Below are 21,673 nucleotides of genomic sequence, written 5' to 3'. Positions count from 1 at the left end.
CAATACGGCTGATGTCCGACCCTGGCCTCCTGGCTGCAGTCAACGCTCGGTCACATCGCGGTCCATCGGTGCCAGCTTGGCCAGCACCCGGTTCTGCGCGGCGAAGGAAACATGCGCTTCGCGCATTGCGCGTTGCAGGTTTTCGACCAGCGTGCGCTGTAGCCGCACGAGGTCGTGCTCGGCGAAGATCGCCTTGATCCGGGGATCGGCCACGTTGAGTTCGACGAAACGTGCGGTGATGCGGCGGATACCCGCCTGCCCGCCCAAGGCCCGCGCCATGCCTTCGCCGGCAAATGGCTTCGCCCCGGCGTTGGCATCGCTCTGCGGGTAGGGATCGACCGGAAGCTCCTCCGCCACGCTGGCCGCCCCTTGTCGCCACCGAACCCACGTCGACGTAGGCTGCGGTCAGTGATACATGGCGGGCCACCGCCCAGGCCGTCCTCGCGCAGACCATCGTGCAGGCCCTCGCCGCCGCGGGGCTTCCGGCCGCCCGGCTCGAACCACGCATTGCAGACTGTCCGGCCCCGCTCGGTTGCCGTCATGTGCGCTTACCGGCTGGCGACTTACCCCCGAAGTCGAGCGTTTGCGTGCGACCGGCCGGCTCTATGGCGCTCCTATGTAAGTGAAAGCTCCCCAGAAAGCGGGGTGCGACTGGCGCGCGCGTATCGCGATCCGCAAGCTCTCCCGAACGCGAGCGAGCGCGCAAAGCCTCTTCGGTGGCGGCATCGTAAAGAAGCACATCACCCGGCCCGGCCGCGAAGGCCTGCTGTATCTCGGCAGCCTCGAGGCGCGTTCCGGGATGAATGCGACACGCACCTATGTGCACTACAGACCGTCGACGGCGCTCGCCGGACAACTTGACCCGGCGCGGGCCATCGATACGCTCCTGGCTAAGGCAAGGTCCGCACTGTTACCCGCGATGGTGGTGCTGATTGCCGTCTTCGCGCGGGAAGCGATCGCGTCAACCTTGCGCGTCAGCGGCATGATATTGCCGATCCTCGTTTCGTCTCTCTCGCTCGTCATCTTTTTCTCCGGCTTCGTGCTGGATATCATCGAGGGCGTAAGGGGGATCGAGGAAGCCGCGCGCGCAGGCCGGCAGGTGGACCTTGTCACCCCCGCCATCCTGACAGGACTCGACCTTTACCGCGAACTTGCGAATTCGCTCATGAAGCTGTTCGAGTCTTGGATCGTGGCGCTCATAACGGCGCCCACCAGGGCGATCCGCTGGGTCGGGGCACAACTTCTCTGACGAGAACCTGCGCAAGGCGTCGGCATTGCCAGCGGGCGCGCATCTGTGCCAGACGGAGCTTCCCGACAACGATCCGATCCGGTTGCGACGTTCGGGGCCGGGGGATGCAAGCACAAGAGAAGCGCCGCACACGCATGAGCCGCGTCACCATCAAGGATGTCTCCAAAGCCGCCCGTGTCTCGATCAAGACGGTTTCCCGCGTTCTCAACAAGGAACGCTACGTCAGCGAGGAAACGCGCATCCGCGTCGAGGAAGCCGTCGCGCAGCTCAACTATCATCCCAATCTGGCGGCGCGCACGCTGGCCGGGCACCGGTCGTTCCAGATCGGCCTGATCCACGACAATCCCAGTCCGTTCTACATCTACAACATGCAGGCAGGGGTCGGGCAGCGCTGCCGCGAATCCGGCTATCGCATGATCGTGCAGCCTTGCGACATCGCCGCGCCGGGCCTGCTGGGCGATATCGGCGCGCTGGTCGATCAGGTGCAGCTGGACGGCATCATCGTGACACCGCCGGTAAGCGATTCCGTGGAGGTCCTCGCGGAACTCGAAAGGCGGCGCATCCCGATCGTGCGCGTGCAGCCCGGCACGGACCTGACCGCCACCTCCGCGGCCAGCATCGATAACGTGCAGGCCGCCGATGACATGACCTCGTACCTCATTTCGCTCGGTCATCGCCGCATCGGCTTCGTCAGCGGCCACGCGGGGTATGCCGCCAGCACCCAGCGCTTGACCGGTTACCGGCAGGCGCTGCTGCGCGCCGGCCTTGGCTATGACGCGGCGCTGGTTTCTCCTGGCCGGTTTGACTTCCAGTCGGGCGTGGAAGCGGCGGAAGCGCTGCTCGCAATGGACCATCCGCCCACCGCAATCTTCGCCAGCAGCGACGAGATCGCGGCCGGCGTGCTTGCCGCCGCGCACCGCAAGGGCATCGCCGTGCCGCGCGATCTTTCCGTGGCGGGCTTCGACGACAACGATCTGGCGCAAGTCGTCTGGCCGCCGCTCACCACCATCCGCCAGCCCGTCCAAGCTCTCGGCTATGCGGCGGCGGACCTCCTGATCGGCGCCGCCGACCGGATCGAGCGCCGGCTCCTGGCGCACGAACTCATCGTGCGCGGATCGACCTCAGCGCCCGGCGAAGGGTAATTGCTTCCGGGGACGATTATCCTTGTCTTTCTGCGTATGACAACGTTATCCTATACGCGATAAAGAGTGACGTTGGGGAGAATGCAGGATGTCGCAGGTCAGCGATCGACGCCGATGGCTTGTCGTGGGACTCGTTTTTGTCGCCATCGTGCTCAATTACGTCGACCGCCAGATTCTCGCGCTGCTGAAGCCCACGCTCCAGGCAGAGTTCCACTGGTCGGACCGCGATTACAGCCACATGGCCTCGGCTTTCCAGTTCGCTGCCGCGATCGCCTTTCTCGGCACCGGCTGGTTCATCGACAAGGTCGGGCTGCGACCCGGTTTCGCGCTGGGCGTCGGCGTGTGGAGCCTGGCCGGCATGGCCCATGCCTTTGTCTCCTCCGTCGGCGGGTTCGTGGGCGTACGCGCCGTGCTGGGCGTGGCGGAATCGATCGGCACGCCGGCCGCGGTAAAGACGGCGGCCACCTATTTCGAGCCGCGCGAACGTTCGATCGCGCTGGGGCTTGGGGGGATCGCGCCCAACGTCGGCGCGATCCTCACGCCGCTGCTCATCCCGCTGATGGCGCTGATGATGGGCTGGAAGGCGACCTTCCTGATCGCCGGCGGCCTGGGTCTGGTGTGGGTCGTGGTCTGGCTGGCGGTGCGCCTGCCCGAACAGCCGCAATCCGATGCCGAAGCGCCGACGATGGCGTGGAGCGCGCTGCTCACCGACCGCCGCCAGTGGGCCATCATCCTTGGCAAGGCGCTGACCGATCAGGTCTGGTGGTTCCTGCTGTTCTTCCTGCCCGACCTGTTCCACCGCGTGTTCGGGCTGGACCAGAGCGCGCTGGGGCTGCCCGTGGCGCTGGTCTATGCCATGGCCGCTGTCGGCGGCATCACTGCCGGGTTCCTGCCGGCCGCACTGATGGGGCGCGGCTGGAGCGTCAACGCGGCGCGCAAGGTCACGATGCTGATCTACGCCGTGATGGTGCTGCCCGTGCCGCTGCTTATCCATGCGCAGAGCCCGTGGCTTGCCGCATTCATCGTCGGCGTCGCGCTGTTCGCCCACCAGGGCTTTTCCACGAGCCTGTTCGGCCTCACGACCGATGTGTTTCCCGCGCGCGTGGTCGGCTCGGCGATCGGCATCGGAGCGTTTGCCGGAAACCTTTCGGGCATGGCGATGATCGAGTTCACCGGCTGGTCGCTCGATGCGGGGCATGGCTATCTGCCGATGCTGCTGATCTGCGCCGTCACCTATCTGGCGGCGCTGGGCGTCATCCACCTGCTGCTGCCGCGCTTTACCGCGATCGGCGGCGAACAGGAGGGCGCGTCCCCCGTCCTTGCCCACTGACGCCGCGCGCACGGCAAGGCAGGGGTTGGCTCAGCTTACCATCTCTTCGCGGATCGAGCCGCGCGCCATCCAGAACAGCGCCGACGCCACCGCGCCGAACAGCACGAAGATGAGCAGCGACCAGCGCACGCCTTCCGCTGGCCCAAGCCCGAACGTATTGCCGATCAGATCGCTCACCGCGCCGACGCCCAGCGGCCCCAGGCCCAGCCCGATCAGGTTGACGAGGAACAGCAGCACGGCAGCGGCCGTCGCCCGTGTCTGCGGCTGGACCAGACCCTGCACGGCGGCATAGCTCGGGCCGTACCACAGCGTGTTCAGCACGGGCGGGAACGCGAACATGAAGAGGGCGAACACTGCCGATTCCGTGAGCAGCCCGATGATATAGAAAGGAATGCCCAGCAGCGTGGACACTGCCGGGATCGCCACATAGGCGCGCAAGTCGCGCGCGCCGTGGCGATCCGCCAGAAAGCCGCCCAGCCAGGTGCCAGCCGCGCCGGTCAGGCCCAGCACGATCCCCAGCGTGACCCCGAGAAAGCCGGTCAGCCCCAGGCCGAAGCCATCGGCCAGCGGGATCAGCTCGGCGGCGTGGTTGCGGAAGAAGAACGGCGCCAGAAATGTCGCCGCACCATAGCCGATAAAGGCCTTGATCGCGCCGGCGAAAGCGATCAGCCAGAACGTCCGCTTCCCCCTGATTTCGGCGATAGCGTCGCGGAAGGGAATGCGCGCCACGGCCGTTGCGATCATGTCGGCGCGCAACCGGCTACGCGGCTCGATCAGCGTAAAGCGCGCCACCAGCGCCATCAGCAGGCCGGGCACGCCCGCCAGCAGGAACGCCGCGCGCCAGCCGTGCGCATCCGCCACCATTCCGCCCAGCGCCATGCCGAACAGACCGCCCAGCGGTGTGCCCAGCGCATAGAAGGCCAGGGCGGACGCGCGCTTTTCGCGCGGGGTGTAATCGGTGATCAGCGAATGGGCCGGCGGGGTGCAGCCCGCCTCCCCCACGCCCACGCCAACCCGGCACAACACGAGCTGGGCGAAGTTCTGCGCAAAGCCGCAGGCCATGGTGAACAGGCTCCACACCCCGGCCGCCGCCGCGATGATCCGAGGGCGATTGCCGGTTTCCGCCAGCCGCGCGATCGGAATACCCAGAACGGTGTAGAACAGGGCGAAGGCCAGCCCGTTCATCACCCCCAGTTGCCAGTCGGCCAGATGGAGATCGTGCTTGATCGGCTCCGCCAGGATCGAAACGATCTGCCGATCAAGGAAGTTGAGGATGTAGATCACCAGCAGAACCCACAGGGCATAGCGCCGATAGCGCTCCGGGACGGGCGACGGGGCCGTGGGCTGTTCAGTCATGGGATCCTCTCGCAACGGGTTGACACGTCGCTCCCTGCCGTTCTTATGACAACGTTATCAGGGAGAGAACACAATGGCGCGCCTGCTGGTCTTGCAGTCTGTCTGGGGTTTGGACAAATGCCCGGGCTTCGACATCGAGAACGACCTCGACACCGCGCTGGAGCGGGTGATCGACGCCGGGTTCGACGGCGTTGGCGTGAATATCGTGCGCGCGGCCCGGACCGCGGGCGTCGTCCGGGCGATGAACCCGCGCGGGCTGGCGTGGGAAGGGCAGGTCCTGGTCCATTCGGCGGATCAGCTCGCCGCCGCCATTGCCGAAGCGCACCGGCTGGGCGCACACCATCTCAACGTGCAGATCGCGGGGCCGGTGGCCCACCTGTCCGATGCGCTCGCGCTGGTCGATAGCCTCGTTCCGCTGGCGCAAAGCGCCCCGCTGCCGGTGTGGTTCGAAACGCACCGGGGCCGGCTGACCAACGACCTGCTGTTCACGCTGCGCCTGCTGGAAGCGCGGCCCGACCTGCCGCTGACGGGCGATCTTTCGCACTATCCCGTGGCGGGCGAAATGGAGCTGCCGCTGCGCGCGGACCAGCTGGCAGCGATCGAGCGCATCCTGCGCAATTGCCGCAACTTCCACGGCCGCATCTCCACAACGCATCAGGTGCAGGTCACCTTCGACGCCCCGCAGCACCATGCCTGGCGCGACCAGCATCGCGCATGGTGGCGCCGGGGCTTCGAGCTGTGGCTGGAACGGGCCGGATCGGATGAGGCGCTCCCTTTCATGTGCGAACTGGGGCCGCCGCCCTACGCGATCACCGCGCCCGACGGGTCGGAGCTTGGCAACCGCTGGGACGAAGCGCAACGGATGAAGGACATGGTGCGCACGCTCTGGCGCGAGGTCAACGGCGCACCCTGATCCGGTAGCGAAGGCCATCCGTCACGCGTCGACGTCGACCGCCGCCCGCCATGCGGCGTAAGCGGCATCGGCCTCATCCCGCGTAACCGCAGGGTGGAATTCACGGCCATACCGCACGACGGCCGACAGGTCGGCCGCGTCGAGCAGCCCCGCCCCCAGCCCGGCCGCCAGCGCTGCCCCATAGGCCGTGCCCTCCGGCACGGCATGGCGGCGCACCGGGCGCTGGAGCGTGTCCGCCTGCAACTGCAGCAAGGTATCGCTGGCGGAAAGCCCGCCATCGGCGGGCAGCGCTTCGGGCACCGGCAGCGCCTTTTCGATCACGTCGACAATATCGCGAAAGCGATGCGCGATTCCGTGCAGCGCGGCGCGCGCGACTTGCGCCGGGCCGCTGCCAAGGTTCAACCCCGCGATCATCCCGCGCGCATCGAAGCGCCCGTGGGGTGCGCCCATGCCCGCCAGCGAAGGCCGCACGATCACGCCGCCGCTATCCGCGACCGAGGCCGCGGCGGCCTCCAGGACGGAGGGGGATGCGAACAGCCCCAGCGCACCGCACATCCATTCCACAAGCGATCCCGCCGTGATGACCATCCCCTCGATGCAGAACAGCCGCTCGCCTCCGGCAAAAGCCAGTGCTTCGGCCGGCATGCTGAAGTGGGGCGCCATCGGTTGATCGCCGGCGTTCGCCATCAGCACGCCGGACGTGCCATAGGTTACCTTCCACGCGCCGCGTTCGAGCGCGCCATGCGCGACCATGCCTGCCTGCTGGTCGGCAATCAGCGCGGTGATCGGCACCACTGCGCCCAGCGCGGCGGGCGCGGTCCACGCGATCGGCCCCCAGCTTTCGACCAGCGCCGGAAACATGCTTTCGGGCAGCCGCTGATACTCCAGCAGGGCCGGGTTCCAGCCCCCGCCGCCGGCGTAGTCAAAATAGCCCGTCATCCAGCCGCAGGAAATGTCGGTCACATGCGCCGCGCCGCCGCTGAGGCAATAAACCAGCCAGCTATCGAGCGTTCCCCACTGGAGATCGGCCGCAGGCTTGCCGGAAAGCGCGATGGCGGCGGGAAGCTTGGCGGAGGGCACCTGCGGCCAGGCGGTGAAGCCGGCCGCGCGCAGATCGCGATAGGCGTCCATGCCGCGCAGGTCGCTCCACACCAGCATCGGCGCGGCCGGCTGGCCGGTGTGCCGGTCCCACACCACCACGCTGGCGCGCTGCGAGGTGACGCCGAGGACCGCGACATCCGCCATCGTGCGGCCCGCCGCCACCAGCGCTCCCGCGATCACGGCGCGGCATATGTCCCACACGCCGGCCGGGTCCTGTTCGACCAGGCCCGGGGCGGGATAGGTGCTGGCGATCGGCCGCTTGTCGACGCCCAGCACTGTGCCGGCCGGATCGACCAGCATGGCGCGGGCGCCGGTGGTGCCCGCGTCGAGCGCCAGCAACAGTTCAGGCATCGGGGATCAGGTTGCCGGGATTCATGATGCCCTGCGGATCGAGCGCCGCCTTGATGCGCCGCAACAGCGCCACGCCTTCATCCCCCAGATCATGGTGCAGGTAGGGCTTGCGCAACCGTCCCGCACCATGATGGTGCGCCACGCCGCCGCCATGCCGTGCCGTCGCTTCCATGATCGCGCGCCAGCCAGCGAAATAGGCAGGCTCCATCTGCGCCGTATCGTCGAAGGTCGCGGCGAAGCTGAAATAGAGGTTGATGCCCGAACGATAGACATGGGAGCTGTGCGCCGACGCGTTCACAACCCCCGGAAGCGCGTTCAGCGCGGCGATCGCATCGTCATAGATCGCGCCGATTTCGCTCCAGCGGCCTGAAATCTCGACCGTGTCGGCGATGTAGCCGCGCTCGAACATCTCGCGCCAGCTCGGCACATGGTTGCGCCGTTCGATCCATTGCCGCGCAGCGGCGGGATCGCCCGCCTCCAGCCCGGACGCGGCCGCGATCTCGTGCATCGCCGCCAGTTCGGCGTCGATCCGCGCCTGCGGGCCTTCGTGCACCATCAGCAGCATGGCCTTGCCGCCGCGTTCGTAGTCGCGGAACAGGCGGCGGACTTCGCGGCCATCGTACTGGCGCATGACGGGCGGACGCCAGTCGGCGCGGATGATCCGGCGCTGCGCCTCGAAACCGGCCTGCATGTCATCGGCATAGAAGATGCTGTAGCCGCGTTGTTCGGGCTTGGCACGCAACGAAAGCGTGACCCCCGTAACCACGCCCATCGTGCCTTCCGCGCCCATCAGCAGGTGCCGGAGATCCGGCCCCGCCGCCGCGCGCACCGCCTTGCCCAGCGTGACCAGCTCGCCCGTGGGCAACACCGCCTCGATCGAATGAATGATGTCCTCGATATTGCCATAGGCGGTCGAGAATTGGCCCGAAGCGCGCGTGGAAACCCAGCCGCCCACGCTGCTGATCGCGATGGACTGCGGCCAATGGCCGATGGTGAGGCCCTGCGCCGCCACGGCCTCCTCGGCCTCCATCCCGTTCAGCCCGGCATCGAAGCTCGCTAGCAGATCGTCGCTGTCGATGAAGCGAACCTTGTTCATCGCGCCCATGTCGAGCAGGATCGCATCCGGCGACGGCTCGATCCCGCCGCAGACGCCGCTGCCCAGGCCATAGGGGATCAGTGGCACGCGGTGTTCGTTCGCCAGGCGCACGACCTTCTGGACGTCCTCGACCGATTGGGGCCGCACGATCCAGCCCGGCGCGGGCACCGCTTCCCCACGCCAGTCGCGCAGATGCTTGACCGCCCACTGATCGTACCGGCGCGCGTTCCGCGCATCGCCATCGCTGGCCACCTTGTCGCCGCCCAGCGCGCTCACCAGCGCTTCTCCGATAGCCTTCATTGCCTGCATTCTCCCTGTACCTTGGCCACGCGATGCGTGTCAGGCTTGTATTTCCATCCCCGGCGTCGCTTCCAGCAGACGCCGGCTGTCCCGTTCGAGCGCGCGGCACCGGGCGACCTGATCCGCATGCTCCTGCGCGCTCCACCCCAACAGCAACCCCATCGCGGCCGCCGCCGGCTCCAGCGCATCCAGCCCCGCGCCGTGATCGAACCACGCGCGCGCGCTGCGGCGCACCCAGTAGTCCTCCAGCGTCGCCGCGCCTTCGTGCGTGACCGCGCGGCGGGCTTCGGCCGCGACATCGCCGCCATCGGCGACGATTTCCGGCGCCTCGCTGCCGTAAAGTCCCGCCAGCCGCTCGGCGGCGACCGGGGCGATGCCCGCCAGATCGGGAGCCGCCTCCCCACCGGGCAACGGCACATCCGCCGTCGCGCAGGCGCGGGCAGCGGCGCCGGTACGTTCGACCACCAGATCGACCACCCGCTCGGCCATCGCGCGATAGGCGCTGAGCTTGCCGCCCGCGATCGAGACCAGCCCGCCGGGCGACGTCCAGATTTCGTCCTTGCGCGAAACCTCGTTGGCCTTCTTGCCGGGCTGCGCGATCAGGGGCCGCACGCCGGACCACAACGCCTCGATCTCGCCATCCCTGATAGGCGCGATGTCGAGCGCCTTCTCCGTCGCGCGCAGCAGATAGTCGATGTCGGACCGTTCGGGCGCAGGCCAGTAATCCGATCCCGTGTGGAACACATCGGTCGTGCCAAGGTACGTGAACGCGCCACGCGGCACGGCGAAGATGCTCCGCTTGTCCGGCGCGCGCAGGATCAGCGTGGCGTTGACAGGGACGCGCGCGCGGGGCAGCACCAGATGGATGCCGCGGCTGAGCGAAAGGCGCGTATCGCCCTCCCCCGCTTCCAGCGCCCGCACGCGATCGACCCACGCGCCCGCCGCGTTGACGACCAGCTTCGCGCGGACCCGTGCCCCCAGCGCCTCGCCCTCCAGCGTGGAGCGCGCCACGAGGCCGTTACCGGTCAGTTCCGCCGCCGCCGCATAGTTGAGGACCACCGCGCCCGCCGCCTGCGCGGCGCGGATATTGGCCAGCACCAGCCGCGCGTCGTCGGTCAGGAACTCGGGATAGAGGATAGCGCCATTGAGGCCATCGGTGCGCATCAGCGGTTCGCGCCGGCGCAATTCCGCGAGGCCGATCGCCTCGTGCCGTTCGGCTTCGGGTACGCCGCCCAGCTTTTCGAACGTCCACAGCCCGGCGCGCAGCTTGGCCGCCATCGCCATCGACACGGTGGGGATCAGGAACGGCGTCAGCCGCGCGAGATGCGGCGCGATGCGGCGCAGGATCTGCCGCTCCGAAGCCGCCTCCTTGACCAGCGCCACATCGCCCTGCGCCAGATAGCGCAGCCCGCCATGAATCATCTTGGAACTGCGGCTGCTGGTGCCGCTGGCGTAATCGCGCGCTTCCACCAGCGCCACCGAAAGGCCCCGCATCGCGGCATCGCGGGCAATGCCGGCGCCGGTGATCCCGCCACCGATCACCGCAAGATCGAACACGCCGGCTTCCAGCCGCGCGAAAGTGGCGCGCCGGGTCCGCGAGTCAAGGAAAGTGCCGTTCATGCGCTGTACGCTACGCGAATGTCCGATGGCTTGGTAATGCAAAACAGGAATGATATGGTGACTGTTGATGAACCTGCGCCGGCTCCGCCATTTCGAAACGCTCTACCGCATCGGCAATTTCGCGCGGGCGGCGGACGAGCTTGGCCTCACCCAGTCCGCCCTGACGCGGTCGATCCAGAAGCTGGAAGGCGAACTGGATGCCCCGTTGTTCGACCGCTCGACGCACTATGTCCGGCCGACCGGCGCCGCCGAACGCCTGATCCGTTCCGCGCGCGACGTGATCGCCGCCGCCGCCAATCTCGAACAGGAAGCGCGCGGCCTGAAGCAACCGACCACCGGCACCGTCCGCATCGGCGCCGGCCCCTATCCCCTACAACCCCTGCTGACTGACGCCATCATCCGTTTCGCGCGCGATCACCCGGCGGTGCGGATAACCGTGACCGGCGGGCCGTCGGAGCAACTGCTGGAAACGCTGGTGGACCGGCGCCTCGATCTGGTGGTGTGCGATCGCGCCAAGTTCGCGACATCAGGCCATGCCGACGAGGTGCTATGCATTCCCCTGCCGTCCGAGCCGCTGGTGGTGGTCTGCCGCGCGGATCATCCCCTGCTGGCCGCCGAAGGACGCCCCGACACGGCGGCCTGGCGCTGGGCCTTGCCCCGCCCGGCACCGGGCAGCAACTTTCCGCGTGCCCTGCGCGCGCGCTTCGCCGCCGGCCTGTTCCCCGATTACGAGCTGGATTCCACCGCCGCCTGCCTCGACATGGCGCGCAGCGGCCTGGCCATCACCGTCGTGCCGCGATCGCTGGCGGCGCGCGCCTGCGCCGACGGCACGCTCGCCACGCTACCGCTGCCGGAGGGCGAACAGACGCGCGATGCCATCCACCTTCTACGTAACCGCAGCCGCAGCGCGCTGGTATCGGCCTTCGTGACCATCCTGCGGGGTACGGCCTAGGTCAGCCCCCGGCTGACGAGGCATTCCTGCACCGCGCGCTCCGCCTCGTCGATCGCGACATTGGTGAACGCCGCCGCGCCCGCATCGGCGTTGGCAATGGCGATGCGCCCAAGCGGGCGGCGACCGATCACATGCGGGCGCTGCGCATCGGGCATGTCCGGATCGCCCAGCGTGTCATACGTATAGGCATAGCCATGCGGCCAGCGGTTGACCGTGATCGCCAGGATATCGCGCCGCGCGTCGAACCCGCCCGCGCCAAGCATCCGCTGGAGTTGGGCGCGGATTTCGCGCTCGATCGTTTCGAACGGCGTCGCCAGCATGTCGGCGCGACCGGCGCGATTCTGGTCCTTGCGCGAAAGGCCGGGCTGGTTGGGATTGCGCACCATGTGCACCACCACCGGTTCGGCCGGGTCCATCGCGCTGGCATAGCCGCCGATCGCCATCGCCGTGTCGAGCGAGGCCGAGGTGTGATAGCCATTGGGCGCGCTGATCGAGCGCACGCCCAGCGCCTTCCACGCCTTCCAGTCGCGCAGCAGGACATTGGTGTACTGCATCGGCACCTTGGACGGATAGCGCAGCGCAGCTTTCTGCTCCTCCGGCAGTTCGGGCACGATATGGGGGATGATGTTGTTGAAGCAGGCCAGGATTACGTTCGCGCCGGTGACCGAACGGGGCTTGCCGTCCCGCATGTAGACGACCCGTACCGCCTTCTCGGTCAGCACGGTGGGCGCGCCGAGATGCTCGACGCGGATCGCCGTGCTGCTCAACCGCACGCGCGTCGCGTTGTCAGGCCGGTCGAGCGCCGCATAGTCGGCCGGCGCGCGTACGATCGTCTCCTGATCGAGCGCGGCGGGGCCGAACACGCCGGGCACCAGACGGTTGACCAGCAGGCGCGCGATCGAGGCGTTGCCATCGGGAAAGTGGAAATGCTCCGCCTCCGCCTCGATCGGATGCGGTAGCGCCATCCCCGCGAAGCCGGGCGACCGGCCACCGCGCGCGGCGGTATAGGCGGGGCAGGTATCGACGCGCATGTTGTTGCGAAACGCCATACCCGCAAACCAGGGCAGACTTTCGGGCCGCAGCCGCGCGTGCTTCAGCAGGAAATCGGCATAGCTCATGCGCTGGAGCGCGGCGACTTTCGCCTCGGGCGCGAGGGCCGGCAGGTAATCGACCTTGTCGGTATAGAGCCGCGTCAGGTCCGCGCGCACCGCCGGGGTCAGCGGCGCGGCGGCGAAGAACTCCGCCCACGGGCGGCGGTTCATGCCTGCAACGGTGCGATCCGCGCCGAAGTGCTCCTTATCGAAGAACGCCCCCTGCCCCAGCCCGGCATAGACCTGCGCCGAGCGGTCGTAGCGCGCATACGTCGATGGCACCACGCCAAGGTCCGCCAGCAGCGCCTTGGACGAATGGCTGTAGGGGAACGGCGTCTCGATGCTCATCGTGCCGCCGTAAGCCAGGATCGTGCGCCCCTCGTGGCGGAACTCGTTGCGCTTGGCATGGCCGCCGAAGTCGTCGTGGTTGTCCAGCACCAGTACGCGCACGTCCGGCCCCAGCGCCTTGCGATAGAACCACGCGGCGGAAAGGCCCGATATGCCGCCGCCGACCACCACCAGGTCGTAATGCTCGCCGGTATCGTCCGCCGCGACGGGGCCGGTGAAACCGCCGTCGCGCGCCAGGTGTGCTACCTCGAACGAGCCCGGATACTGTCCGCGCAGGCCGGTGCGCAAAGGCGGATAGGATGCCGCGTCCGGCGCGAGGCCAACCTGTCCGGAGGCGGCGGCCGGCATCGCGCCCACCGCCGTCGCCACGGCCATTCCCTGCATGAAATCCCGGCGCGCGATGGGTAGATCCATCCCCAGCCGCCGCGCTTCGCCGTCGCCCATCGCCATACCCCCCGCACGCTCTGCGGGGATCAAGCCTGCTTAATCCGCTTCGGGCAAGTTCTTATCGGGCGATCGGGTTTGGCGCGGCTATCCCAGCCGCTCGAACACCCGTTTCAGCACATCGTTGAGATGGGCTTCGTCCTCGGCGGGGATGTCGTGAAACACGGTCTGGTAGATCGCGTTGGCCACGGTCCAGGCCCGATCGCACGCTTCCTGCCCCGCCGGCGTCAGCGACACGTCGGTATAGCGCGCGTCCGATGCGCGCGGGGCGCATTGCACCAAGCCATCCGCTTCCATGCGCTGGATCAGCTTGAGCATCGTCGGCAGCTTGACGATGGCGAGGTCGGCGATCTCGCTCACGCCAAGCTGGCGGTTGCCGACCGACATCAGCACGCGCCAGCGCGCGACATCCAGCCCCTCACGCTTCAGGTGCTGTTCCAGCTTGCGCAGGTAGCGGCCCACCGCCTGCGTCATCCAGAAGAACGGCCAGCCGCGCGGATCGAAGTGCGCGGGGCGCGAAGCAGGCGAACTCTCGGTCATGTCCGCGCGTTTGCCGCCCGGCGCGCCGGATTGCAACGACCGCCTCAATAGAGGTTGTAGATGCCGGGATCGACGGCAAGGATCGGGGCTATCCGTTCCATCGGAATGCGCGAATCATAGGTGTCCGACGCGAAGCGGAAGGTGACCTCTCCGTCAGCACCGAAATCGAACGCGGCCGGATCGACCGCCAGCGCCGGCGCCAGATCGTCCATCGTCACGCGAACCTGCGAGCCGATCCGCGTCAGATCGTACAACTCGCGGGCAAAGGCATAGGGCATACGGATGCACCCATGGCTGGCGGGGTGGCCGGGATTGTGTCCGGCATGCAGCGCGATGCCGGTCCAGGTCAGCCGCTGCATGAACGGCATGGGCGCGTTGCTGTAGAGGTTGGAGCGGTGCCATTTCTGCTTCTGCAGAATCGCGTAAACTCCTTCCGGCGTGCTGTGCCCCTTCCTGCCCGTCGATACGGACGCCATGCCGATCAACCGGTCGCCCGCATAGACCGCCAGCGTCTGCCGCCGCAGACCGACGACGATGCGAACCGGATCGCTCCACGGCCCTTCGTCCAGCCAATAGGAGCCGGGCGCGGGCGGCGGCGCGGTAACCACGATAGCGCTGGATGACGAGGGCGGCGGCGGGGAGGATGGCTGTGCGGACTGCGGCGCGGTCTGGGCAATACAAGGCGCCGCGCAGGCGAGCGCGATCAGCCCCAGCGCCGCAACAGATCGGAAGCCCGTCATGACCATGGGATTCGTGTTAACCATGCCGGTGACCGGAGTCACCAGCAGGTTGTCATTGCCACCGCCGCGGAATGAAATTCCCCGGCGACGCGATCCTCACCGCATGTAAAGGCCCCCGTTGATGTCGATGGTCGCGCCGGTGATGAAGGTGGCATCGCGCGCGCAAAGCCGGACCGCCATCGAGGCAATGAAGGCGGGATCGCCGATCTGGCCGACGGGCACGTTGGTCAGGAACTGCGCCATGCGGTCCGCCGGCACCGTGCGATGCACCATCGGCGTATCGAGCGGCCCCGGCGCGATCGCGTTGACCGTGATCCCGAACGGCGCCAGATCGCGCGCGAAGACCTTGGTCATCGTGATGATGCCGCCTTTCGACACCGCGTAATGCGCGCCCGTCGCCGTGCCCCCGTTCTGCCCGGCCAGCGAGGCCAGATTGACGATCCGGCCATAGCCCGCCGCCTTGAACGCGCGCGCGAAGACCTGGCTGCCGACGAACGTGCCGCGCAGGTTGACCGCGAGCACGGCGTCGAACTCGTCGGGCGTGATATCCAGCACCGGGCGCGCGGCAGTGAGCGCGGCGTTGTTCACCAGCGCTTCCACGCTGCCCCAGCGCGCGACGAGCAGGCCATGCGCCGCCTCGAACGCGGCCTGATCACGCACGTCCAGCGCGATGCCCGTCGCGGTCTCGCCGCTGGCGTCGAGATCGCGCGCCAGCGCCACCGCGCCGTCCGCGTCTATATCGCCTATCCCCACATTGAAGCCGGCGGCGTGGAAGGCCCGGGCGATCGCCGCGCCAAGGCCGCTCGCCCCCCCGGTGACCAGTACGGTATCGCGCTTCACAGCAGGTATCCTATGCCGAACAGATCCTCGTCGGAATTGAGCAGCAGGATGGTCTTGCCCGCCATCCTGAGCCCCGCATCGGTACGGACGAGCCGGTAGGTCACGTCCGCTGCCAGCGTGCGGGTGCGGCCATACTTGTATTCGACAAGAATCTGCGCGCAACGCACCGTCAGCGCGCCGGGCGCGCTGTCCTCCACCACGAATCGCGAGGCGGCGCGCACCGTCCGCGCCGGCGGGGCCGACGACATCGAGAAGCCCGAAAGCAGGCGCTTGACCCGCGCTTCGCGCATCGTCGCGTCGTCATAGGCGATGTTCAGCGCATCGGCCGGGTCGCTGGCCTCGCGGTCGATCGGGATCACATAGTGCCCGCCCGCCCACAGCGGCAGCCATTCCCTGTAGGCCAGCCGGTCAAGCAGTTCGCCTTCCGCCCAGATGAAGACGGCGGCCTCGTCCAGGCCGATCGCGGCTGTGATCGTTGCCGGAGCGCTCATGCTTCCATCATCCTCTTCCACATGCGGTAAGCCGCGCGCATTCCCGTTTCGGAGGACACGTCGCCCGCGTTATGGCCCGGCTCGGCCACGCCATCGGGCGCGGCGACGCCGCGATTGACCATGATCCACACATCCTGCCCGGCCTGCGCGCCACGCTGGACGCGCTCCCAGCCTTCGGCGTCGTCGGGCGTGCCGAAACCCATCGGCCCCTGGAAGTGCTCGTGCAGCCGCAGGCGCATCCGGTTCGCCGGCGCGGGGCCGCCGTCCATGCCGATGGCGATGTGCTGGATCTCGGTCTCGTCCACGCTGACAGGCCGCAGCACGCGGAAGAACGCCATCGAACAGGCAATGTTGGGAAACATGTTGAGGTTGAACCCGGTGCCGCCCACGGCGCGCACGACCTTGCGTACCAGCGCCTCGTCATGCCCCTCGGCGCGCAGTTCATCGGCCAGCGCGGCGAAGCGTTCGGGTATCGGCGCGTCGAGGTTGTCCTCGAGATCGATGAGATCGGGGATCATGACCATGACCGAGTGGCCATTGCCCAGGTCCTCGACCCAGCCGCCCTGCCCCAGCACGTCGAACACGTCCTCGGTCTCCTCGTCCAGGCTGTCGAGGAAGGTCTTGTGGACGATCGGGAAGTGATAGGCGTCCGTCGTGTTCTCGAGCTGGATCTTCCAGTTGCCGGGGAAGCGGAACTTGTGTTCGCCCAGCGCCTTCACGCCGAAGCCCGCGCCCTGCTTCATGAACAGGTCGATCCACTTGCGCGCCGGGCCAAGCCATTCCTCCAGCGGCATGATGTCGTCGCGGAAGGTCGCGTAGATCATGCCGTTGTAGCTTTCGGTGCGCAGCGACAGCAGCGGAAACTCGTCCTTGTCGAAATCGGCGGGATAGCCCTTGGCGTGCGGCACCATGCGCAACGCGCCGTCGGGGGCATAGCTCCAGCCGTGGTATGGGCAGACGAAGACCGAGGCCTTGCCTTTCTTCTTCTCGCACACGCTGGCCGCGCGATGGCGGCAGCGGTTGAGCAGCACGTGGACTTCGCCCGCCTTGTCGCGCGTGACGATCACCGGCTCCAGCCCGACATGCGCGGTCTTGAACGTATTTGGGCCGGGCAGTTCGCTGGCGTGTGCCACCCAGACCCAGCTGTTCTTGAAAATCCGGTCCATCTCCGCGTCGAACAGCGCGGGATCGGTATAGAGGCTGGTGTGCACGCGGTCTTCGCGCACCAATGTGTTCGCTGGATCAGTCATGCAGACCTCCTTGCGGGCTGGAACAAAGGATCGATCGAAAGGTCACGCCGGGATCACCAGCTCGCGCCCGATCCGCGCTTCGACGCGCATGTAGCGCCACAGGCGATGTTCCCCGACCTCGATCGTGCGGAACAGGTTGCAGGCGGCAACGACCGTATCGCGATCGGGCACTTCGGCGAGGATATAGAACGTCCACGGCCAGCCGTTGGGTGATGTGCCGACCATGGTCTGATCGTCGTCGATCGTGCCGAGCACGGTCACACCCGGCAAATCACGGATGCCCTTCAGCATCTCGCCGGTCGCCTGCCAGACCTTGCCGATCTCGGCGGCGGGAAGGTCGAAGAAGTTCTGGAGCACGGCGCCGCAGAACAGAACGCGAAGCGGAGGCTTGGTATCGGTCATTTCGGGGATCCTTGCTGAAGGTCTGGAGTGCGGGTGCTCATGGGAAGCCGGCGGGGGCGTCGAGGCCCAGCAGCACGCGGCCGGCGTTCTGCCAGGTGCCGTCCGAGAGGAACGCGTGCTGGGGCACGACCATCGCGTCCTGCAGGTGGCGGGCGATCGGGTGGTTCGTGGCGATGCCGGTAGTGCCGCTCAGGCGATAGACCGCCTGCGCCACGTCGGCGCCCACCCGCGCCGCCTGCGTCGAGGCAAGGCGGAGCAGGGCGCGTGTTTCGATGCTGAGATCGTCGCCGGCGACCAGCGTATCGTAGGCTTCCTCGGTGATCTCGTAGAAGAACGCCCGCGCGGAGCGCAGCGCGGCTTCGGCCTTGGCCACGTCGGTCTGCAGATAGGCCCGGTCCGCCAGCGTGGGCGCGCCGGTGATCGAGGTGCGCCCGCCCGCCATCTCGATCAGGCAATCGAGCGCGCCCCGCGCGGTGCCGAGCGCGACCACGGACAGCACCTGCGCCGCCAGCGGCATCGAGGGATAGCGGTAGAGCGGCGTATCGAGGCTCGAAGCCCCGCCGCGCACGAACGTCCATTCCTCCGGCACGACCACCTTGTCGACCACCATGTCATGGCTGCCGGTGCCCTTGAGGCCGTTGACGTCCCAGTTGCGCTCGATCGTGACCTTGCCCGCCGGCATCACCGCGATCAGTGGAAGCCCCGCATAAGGGCCGCTGTTCGCGCCGTTTTCGACCTTGATGCCCACGCCGATCAGGTCCGCCCCGGTCGAGCCGCTGCCCCATGACCAGCGGCCCGAGACTTCCAGCCCGCCAGCGACCGGCACCGCGCGCTGCGGCGGATAGATGCCGCCGGCGAAGATCACGTCCGGCCCGTTGGCGTACATCTTTTCGAGCGTCGGCAGCGGCAGCGCGGACAGATAGACCGCCGAAAAGCCGAAGCTCGCGACCCAGCCCGACGAGCCATCGACCTGGCTGATCGTTTCGATCAGGCGCAGGAAGCTGGCCGGCGACATCTCGTCCCCGCCAAAGCGCTTTGCCACCATGGCGCGATAGATGCCGGCCTCGCGCATCAGGCGGACCACGTCCGCGCTGACCTGCTGGCTTTCGGAAAACGTCTCGCGCTGTTCGCGCACCGCGAGCAAGAGGCGGTCCAGCGCGTTTACGTCCTTGCGGACATCGAGTGCCACGTTCATCAGGCCTGCTCCTCTCGTTGCAGATAGGTTGGAATATCCAGCGACGGCGCCAGCGCGCGCGCCACGGCACACAGCGCGGCGTCGCCACCGATGCGGCCAACCAGCTGGATACCGATCGGAAGTCCGGTAGGCGTCGCCACGGGGATCGACAGCGCGGGATGGCCGGACAGGTTGAACTGCCGCACCAGCGCGGTCAGCTTGAGCATCGCGGCCGCGTCGGCGGCGTCCTCCAGCGTGGGCACGAACACCGGCATGGTCGGTAGCACCAGCGCGTCGACGCCTTCCAGCGCGGCATCGACTTCGGCCCGGAACCGCGCGCGCACGTCCTCCGCCTTCGCCAGATCGTCAGCCGTCACCTTGCTGGCGTTGAGCAGGCGCTGGCGCACGTCCTCACCCATGTCTGGCGATGCCGTAAGCGAACCGAACGCCGCCCAGGTCTCCGCGCCGATGATGGCGATATTGGCGGCAAACGCCGCGTCCATGCCCGGCAGCATTCTTTCCGTGAGATGTGCGGCGGAGCCAGCGAGCGCCGCATCGAACGCCTGCGCGACCGCCGGGTCAGTGGCGCAGGCCACACGCCCGAGCCGAATGGTCACGGGCTTTTCCGCGATCTCGAACGTGGGATCGATGATCGCCATCGCCCGCTCCAGCATCGCCACGCTGCCGGCAAACGGCCCGACGCAATCGAGCGAGGAGACCGCCGGGTGCGCGCCCTGCCGGCTGACCCGGCCGAATGTGGGCTTGAGGCCGAACACGCCGCAGCAGGCGGCCGGTGTGCGGATCGATCCGCCGGTGTCGGTGCCCAGCGCGAAATCGCACAGCCCGGCCGCGACCGCCGCCGCCGAACCGCTGGAGGAACCGCCAGGGACGTGGCCGGGATACAAGGGATTGACGGGCGTCCCGGTCCAGCCGTTTACGCCGGTCACGCCATAGGCCAGCTCGTGCATGTTGGCCTTGCCGATGATCCGGCAACCGGCATCGAGCACGGCCTGCACCACATCAGCATGGCGCGCGGCCGGGGGCGCATCCGCCAGCGCGGCGCTGCCGCCCCGCGTGGGATAGCCCGCGATGTCGAGCGAATCCTTGACCGCGACCCGCAGTCCGTCGCCGCCAAGCGACATCGCCTGAATGATGATGGCGTCCGCCATGTCCGTCGGTTTCTCCCCGTTATGACGAAGAGCTTACCCTAGATACTTGAATATTCAAGTATCTTAATATGCATTAGATTCAGTGCTATAGTGAAAAGGGTGCGATCCGCACGAATCATCGTTTCGATGTGTCGGTATCTTCCCGCGCGACCGGCGGATGAGACGCGCCAGGACGGACGAACGCCTCGCGGGCAGACCTAAACGCCCGCCCGGAAACGCCGCCCGACGCTCGCGAAGTCAGACGCGCGAACCGTCCGCATCCATTGGGCCAAGCGGACGGAGCGTGGCAGTTCCAGACCAAGGTCGACCAGCAGTTCGTCGACATGGTGGATCGAGAACGGCACGATATTGGTGCCCTTGCAATGGCGGCCGCCGGTGCGCGCGTCCATCCACGCCAGCCGCCGGTCGATATCGGCAACCTGCGCCGGTTCATCGGGCAAGGTGAGCCGGCCGGTCAGCAGCGCGGCGATCCAGATCGCGCCCATTTCGGCGTTGAGCTGGCAGAAGAACGACGAATTGTAGCCGTTGAACAGCAGGCGCGGCACGCCCAGCGGCACCATCGAGCGGTACAGACGGAAATTGCCCTGACGGTCGGTCACCCTGGCGCGCGTCGCATCGGGCAGGAAATCGACGCGCTGATGCCAGCCCGTGCCGCAGATCACCAGATCGGCGGGCAGGTCGCGGCCGTTAGACAGCGTCGCGCGGCCGGGCGCCAAAAGGACGATCTCGGCATCGCGCTCGAACCCGAGCTGGCCGCTGGCCACCTTGTCGTAGAAGCCGTCGCTGACGAGGCTGACCGTGCTGCGCGCGATGGTTTCCAGCGGCGTTCCGGGGTCCAGCCCGATCCGCTTGAGGCCAAGCTGGCGGCCGATCACGCCCTGCACCGTGGCCAGCAAGGCATTGCGGATGAATTTTCCGAACCCGAGCAGGCCGGAGCCGTGCAGGAACGCCTCGAACCCCTTGAGCTCCATCCACGGAAAGAGCCCCTCGCCCAGCCGGTTTAGGAACAGGTGCTTGAAATTGAGGACATTGCCGATGCGCTTCGGTATCTTCCAGATCAGATGGCGCACCACCATCGTGGTGCTGGCGCTGCGCGCGGCGATGGCGTTGGCGACATCGCACGAAGACTTGCCGTAGCCCACCACCAGAACATGGCGACCGCTGGCTTGGGCGGGATCGGTGAACTGGCTGGTATGCAGCACCCGGCCCCCCGCCGCCTCGAACGCGTCCGTACCCGGAAACGGCGGCACTGCGGGGATCGAAAAGATCCCGTTGCACAGGATCAGCCAGTCGAACGACTGTTCCGTCTCGCCGCCGGGGCCGGCAAGCTTCAGGGTCCAGCCCGGCGCATCCGCGCGTTCGCGCGTCGCCAGGACAGTGTGCGAAAAGCGGATGCGGGGCGTTACTCCGAAATGATCGGCATAGCTCGCCAGATAGGCCTGCATCTGCGCGCCCGACGGCCATTCCGGATAGTCATCAGGCATCGGCCAGTCGGAAAAGGCGTAAGTCTCGCGCGGGTTCTGCGTGGTCAGGCCCGGATAACGGCGCGAGGATGACCATACCCCGCCGAGATCCGGCTCCTTTTCGAACACCGTCACCTCGAACCCGAGCGCGGCCAGCGTCTTGGCGGTGCACAGCCCGGCAATGCCCGCACCCACGATCGCGATTGTTCCTGCCATCCTGTCTATCCCCTATGCGACAGGACATCGGGTAGGGTTTCGCGGCGCGGGCGGCCTATGCGCCCAGTGCGTGGATTGTGCGCGGGCGGCAGCAT

General features: G+C 67.6%; 20 protein-coding genes. 5 read left to right on the top strand and 15 right to left on the bottom strand.

The features are described from left to right. Positions 1-39: 39 nt before the first annotated feature. Positions 40-357 carry a group 1 truncated hemoglobin gene (locus EH199_RS07105; protein ID WP_124808581.1) on the bottom strand — a complete coding sequence of 106 codons (318 nt, stop codon included), beginning with the start codon at positions 355-357 and terminating at the stop codon, positions 40-42. Between the two features lie 265 nt (positions 358-622). Between EH199_RS07105 and EH199_RS07100 the strand changes: the two genes are divergently transcribed. The 3 genes from EH199_RS07100 (at position 623) to EH199_RS07090 (ending at position 3,721) form a co-directional block, all read left to right on the top strand. Further along, a complete protein-coding gene (locus tag EH199_RS07100; protein ID WP_124808580.1) occupies positions 623-1,249 on the top strand; it encodes a hypothetical protein in 627 nt (208 codons plus the stop codon). Between the two features lie 134 nt (positions 1,250-1,383). After that, positions 1,384-2,391 (top strand): LacI family DNA-binding transcriptional regulator, encoded by a 1,008-nt coding sequence (locus EH199_RS07095; protein WP_124808579.1) that lies wholly within the window; start codon positions 1,384-1,386, stop codon positions 2,389-2,391. Between the two features lie 88 nt (positions 2,392-2,479). Continuing rightward, positions 2,480-3,721: an MFS transporter gene (locus tag EH199_RS07090; RefSeq protein ID WP_124808578.1), complete on the top strand. Its 1,242-nt coding sequence runs from the start codon at positions 2,480-2,482 to the stop codon at positions 3,719-3,721. Between the two features lie 30 nt (positions 3,722-3,751). Here EH199_RS07090 and EH199_RS07085 read toward each other — a convergent pair whose 3' ends face one another. Continuing rightward, complete coding sequence (locus EH199_RS07085) at positions 3,752-5,077, bottom strand: MFS transporter (RefSeq protein WP_124808577.1); 1,326 nt, start codon at positions 5,075-5,077, stop codon at positions 3,752-3,754. A gap of 73 nt (positions 5,078-5,150) precedes the next feature. On the opposite strand from EH199_RS07085, the gene EH199_RS07080 reads away from it, so the two are divergent. After that, positions 5,151-5,990, top strand: a complete 840-nt coding sequence (locus EH199_RS07080; RefSeq protein WP_124808576.1) for a sugar phosphate isomerase/epimerase — start codon at positions 5,151-5,153, stop codon at positions 5,988-5,990. Between the two features lie 21 nt (positions 5,991-6,011). Here the strand turns inward: EH199_RS07080 and EH199_RS07075 are convergent, their stop codons facing one another. The 3 genes from EH199_RS07075 to EH199_RS07065 are packed head-to-tail and all read right to left on the bottom strand — an operon-like array spanning position 6,012 to position 10,458. Then, on the bottom strand, positions 6,012-7,442 hold the full coding sequence (locus EH199_RS07075) for an FGGY family carbohydrate kinase (RefSeq protein ID WP_124808575.1): 1,431 nt from the start codon (positions 7,440-7,442) through the stop codon (positions 6,012-6,014). Further along, entirely contained in the window at positions 7,435-8,838 is a 1,404-nt protein-coding gene (locus EH199_RS07070) for an FAD-binding oxidoreductase (RefSeq protein WP_190287175.1), read from the bottom strand. The genes EH199_RS07075 and EH199_RS07070 overlap by 8 nt, the downstream gene beginning before the upstream one ends. Before the next feature lie 39 nt (positions 8,839-8,877). Continuing rightward, positions 8,878-10,458, bottom strand: a complete 1,581-nt coding sequence (locus tag EH199_RS07065; RefSeq protein ID WP_124808573.1) for a glycerol-3-phosphate dehydrogenase/oxidase — start codon at positions 10,456-10,458, stop codon at positions 8,878-8,880. A 67-nt stretch (positions 10,459-10,525) separates the two neighbouring features. Between EH199_RS07065 and EH199_RS07060 the strand changes: the two genes are divergently transcribed. After that, positions 10,526-11,410 carry a LysR family transcriptional regulator gene (locus EH199_RS07060; RefSeq protein WP_124808572.1) on the top strand — a complete coding sequence of 295 codons (885 nt, stop codon included), beginning with the start codon at positions 10,526-10,528 and terminating at the stop codon, positions 11,408-11,410. Here EH199_RS07060 and EH199_RS07055 read toward each other — a convergent pair. The 10 genes from EH199_RS07055 to EH199_RS07010 all read right to left on the bottom strand — a co-directional run bounded on the left by EH199_RS07055 (position 11,407) and on the right by EH199_RS07010 (position 21,578). Further along, complete coding sequence (locus tag EH199_RS07055) at positions 11,407-13,293, bottom strand: FAD/NAD(P)-binding protein (protein WP_223806520.1); 1,887 nt, start codon at positions 13,291-13,293, stop codon at positions 11,407-11,409. The genes EH199_RS07060 and EH199_RS07055 overlap by 4 nt on opposite strands. Before the next feature lie 87 nt (positions 13,294-13,380). After that, the gene (locus EH199_RS07050; RefSeq protein WP_124808571.1) at positions 13,381-13,833 is read right to left on the bottom strand and encodes a MarR family winged helix-turn-helix transcriptional regulator; all 453 of its coding nucleotides are present in this window, start codon (positions 13,831-13,833) and stop codon (positions 13,381-13,383) included. Between the two features lie 44 nt (positions 13,834-13,877). Next, a complete protein-coding gene (locus EH199_RS07045) occupies positions 13,878-14,573 on the bottom strand; it encodes a L,D-transpeptidase family protein (RefSeq protein WP_124808570.1) in 696 nt (231 codons plus the stop codon). 96 nt (positions 14,574-14,669) lie between these two features. Further along, entirely contained in the window at positions 14,670-15,413 is a 744-nt protein-coding gene (locus EH199_RS07040; RefSeq protein WP_223806519.1) for an SDR family NAD(P)-dependent oxidoreductase, read from the bottom strand. Then, entirely contained in the window at positions 15,410-15,904 is a 495-nt protein-coding gene (locus tag EH199_RS07035; protein WP_124808569.1) for an aromatic-ring-hydroxylating dioxygenase subunit beta, read from the bottom strand. The genes EH199_RS07040 and EH199_RS07035 overlap by 4 nt, the downstream gene beginning before the upstream one ends. Then, entirely contained in the window at positions 15,901-17,154 is a 1,254-nt protein-coding gene (locus tag EH199_RS07030; RefSeq protein WP_124808568.1) for a Rieske 2Fe-2S domain-containing protein, read from the bottom strand. The genes EH199_RS07035 and EH199_RS07030 overlap by 4 nt, the downstream gene beginning before the upstream one ends. Positions 17,155-17,196: 42 nt before the next feature. Then, entirely contained in the window at positions 17,197-17,556 is a 360-nt protein-coding gene (locus tag EH199_RS07025) for a hypothetical protein (RefSeq protein WP_124808567.1), read from the bottom strand. A 37-nt stretch (positions 17,557-17,593) separates the two neighbouring features. Next, entirely contained in the window at positions 17,594-18,751 is a 1,158-nt protein-coding gene (locus tag EH199_RS07020; RefSeq protein WP_124808566.1) for an acyl-CoA dehydrogenase family protein, read from the bottom strand. Continuing rightward, positions 18,751-19,899 carry an amidase gene (locus EH199_RS07015; RefSeq protein WP_124808565.1) on the bottom strand — a complete coding sequence of 383 codons (1,149 nt, stop codon included), beginning with the start codon at positions 19,897-19,899 and terminating at the stop codon, positions 18,751-18,753. The genes EH199_RS07020 and EH199_RS07015 overlap by 1 nt, the downstream gene beginning before the upstream one ends. A 197-nt stretch (positions 19,900-20,096) precedes the next feature. Continuing rightward, a complete protein-coding gene (locus tag EH199_RS07010) occupies positions 20,097-21,578 on the bottom strand; it encodes an NAD(P)/FAD-dependent oxidoreductase (RefSeq protein ID WP_124808564.1) in 1,482 nt (493 codons plus the stop codon). Positions 21,579-21,673: the final 95 nt, after the last annotated feature.

This window comes from Novosphingobium sp. LASN5T (assembly GCF_003856955.1).
Classification (GTDB): Bacteria; Pseudomonadota; Alphaproteobacteria; order Sphingomonadales; family Sphingomonadaceae; genus Novosphingobium.
This window is presented reverse-complemented; position numbering and strand designations above follow the sequence as displayed.

Coding starts and splice junctions, on each gene's coding strand:
- EH199_RS07080 (WP_124808576.1), top strand. CDS start 5,151: ATGGCGCGCCTGCTGGTCTTGCAGTCTGTCTGGGGTTTGGACAAATGC.
- EH199_RS07025 (WP_124808567.1), bottom strand. CDS start 17,556: ATGACCGATACCAAGCCTCCGCTTCGCGTTCTGTTCTGCGGCGCCGTG.
- EH199_RS07065 (WP_124808573.1), bottom strand. CDS start 10,458: ATGAACGGCACTTTCCTTGACTCGCGGACCCGGCGCGCCACTTTCGCG.
- EH199_RS07020 (WP_124808566.1), bottom strand. CDS start 18,751: ATGAACGTGGCACTCGATGTCCGCAAGGACGTAAACGCGCTGGACCGC.
- EH199_RS07055 (WP_223806520.1), bottom strand. CDS start 13,293: ATGGGCGACGGCGAAGCGCGGCGGCTGGGGATGGATCTACCCATCGCG.
- EH199_RS07045 (WP_124808570.1), bottom strand. CDS start 14,573: ATGACGGGCTTCCGATCTGTTGCGGCGCTGGGGCTGATCGCGCTCGCC.
- EH199_RS07010 (WP_124808564.1), bottom strand. CDS start 21,578: ATGGCAGGAACAATCGCGATCGTGGGTGCGGGCATTGCCGGGCTGTGC.
- EH199_RS07070 (WP_190287175.1), bottom strand. CDS start 8,838: ATGAAGGCTATCGGAGAAGCGCTGGTGAGCGCGCTGGGCGGCGACAAG.
- EH199_RS07075 (WP_124808575.1), bottom strand. CDS start 7,442: ATGCCTGAACTGTTGCTGGCGCTCGACGCGGGCACCACCGGCGCCCGC.
- EH199_RS07030 (WP_124808568.1), bottom strand. CDS start 17,154: ATGACTGATCCAGCGAACACATTGGTGCGCGAAGACCGCGTGCACACC.
- EH199_RS07095 (WP_124808579.1), top strand. CDS start 1,384: ATGAGCCGCGTCACCATCAAGGATGTCTCCAAAGCCGCCCGTGTCTCG.
- EH199_RS07050 (WP_124808571.1), bottom strand. CDS start 13,833: ATGACCGAGAGTTCGCCTGCTTCGCGCCCCGCGCACTTCGATCCGCGC.
- EH199_RS07085 (WP_124808577.1), bottom strand. CDS start 5,077: ATGACTGAACAGCCCACGGCCCCGTCGCCCGTCCCGGAGCGCTATCGG.
- EH199_RS07035 (WP_124808569.1), bottom strand. CDS start 15,904: ATGAGCGCTCCGGCAACGATCACAGCCGCGATCGGCCTGGACGAGGCC.
- EH199_RS07060 (WP_124808572.1), top strand. CDS start 10,526: ATGAACCTGCGCCGGCTCCGCCATTTCGAAACGCTCTACCGCATCGGC.
- EH199_RS07015 (WP_124808565.1), bottom strand. CDS start 19,899: ATGGCGGACGCCATCATCATTCAGGCGATGTCGCTTGGCGGCGACGGA.
- EH199_RS07090 (WP_124808578.1), top strand. CDS start 2,480: ATGTCGCAGGTCAGCGATCGACGCCGATGGCTTGTCGTGGGACTCGTT.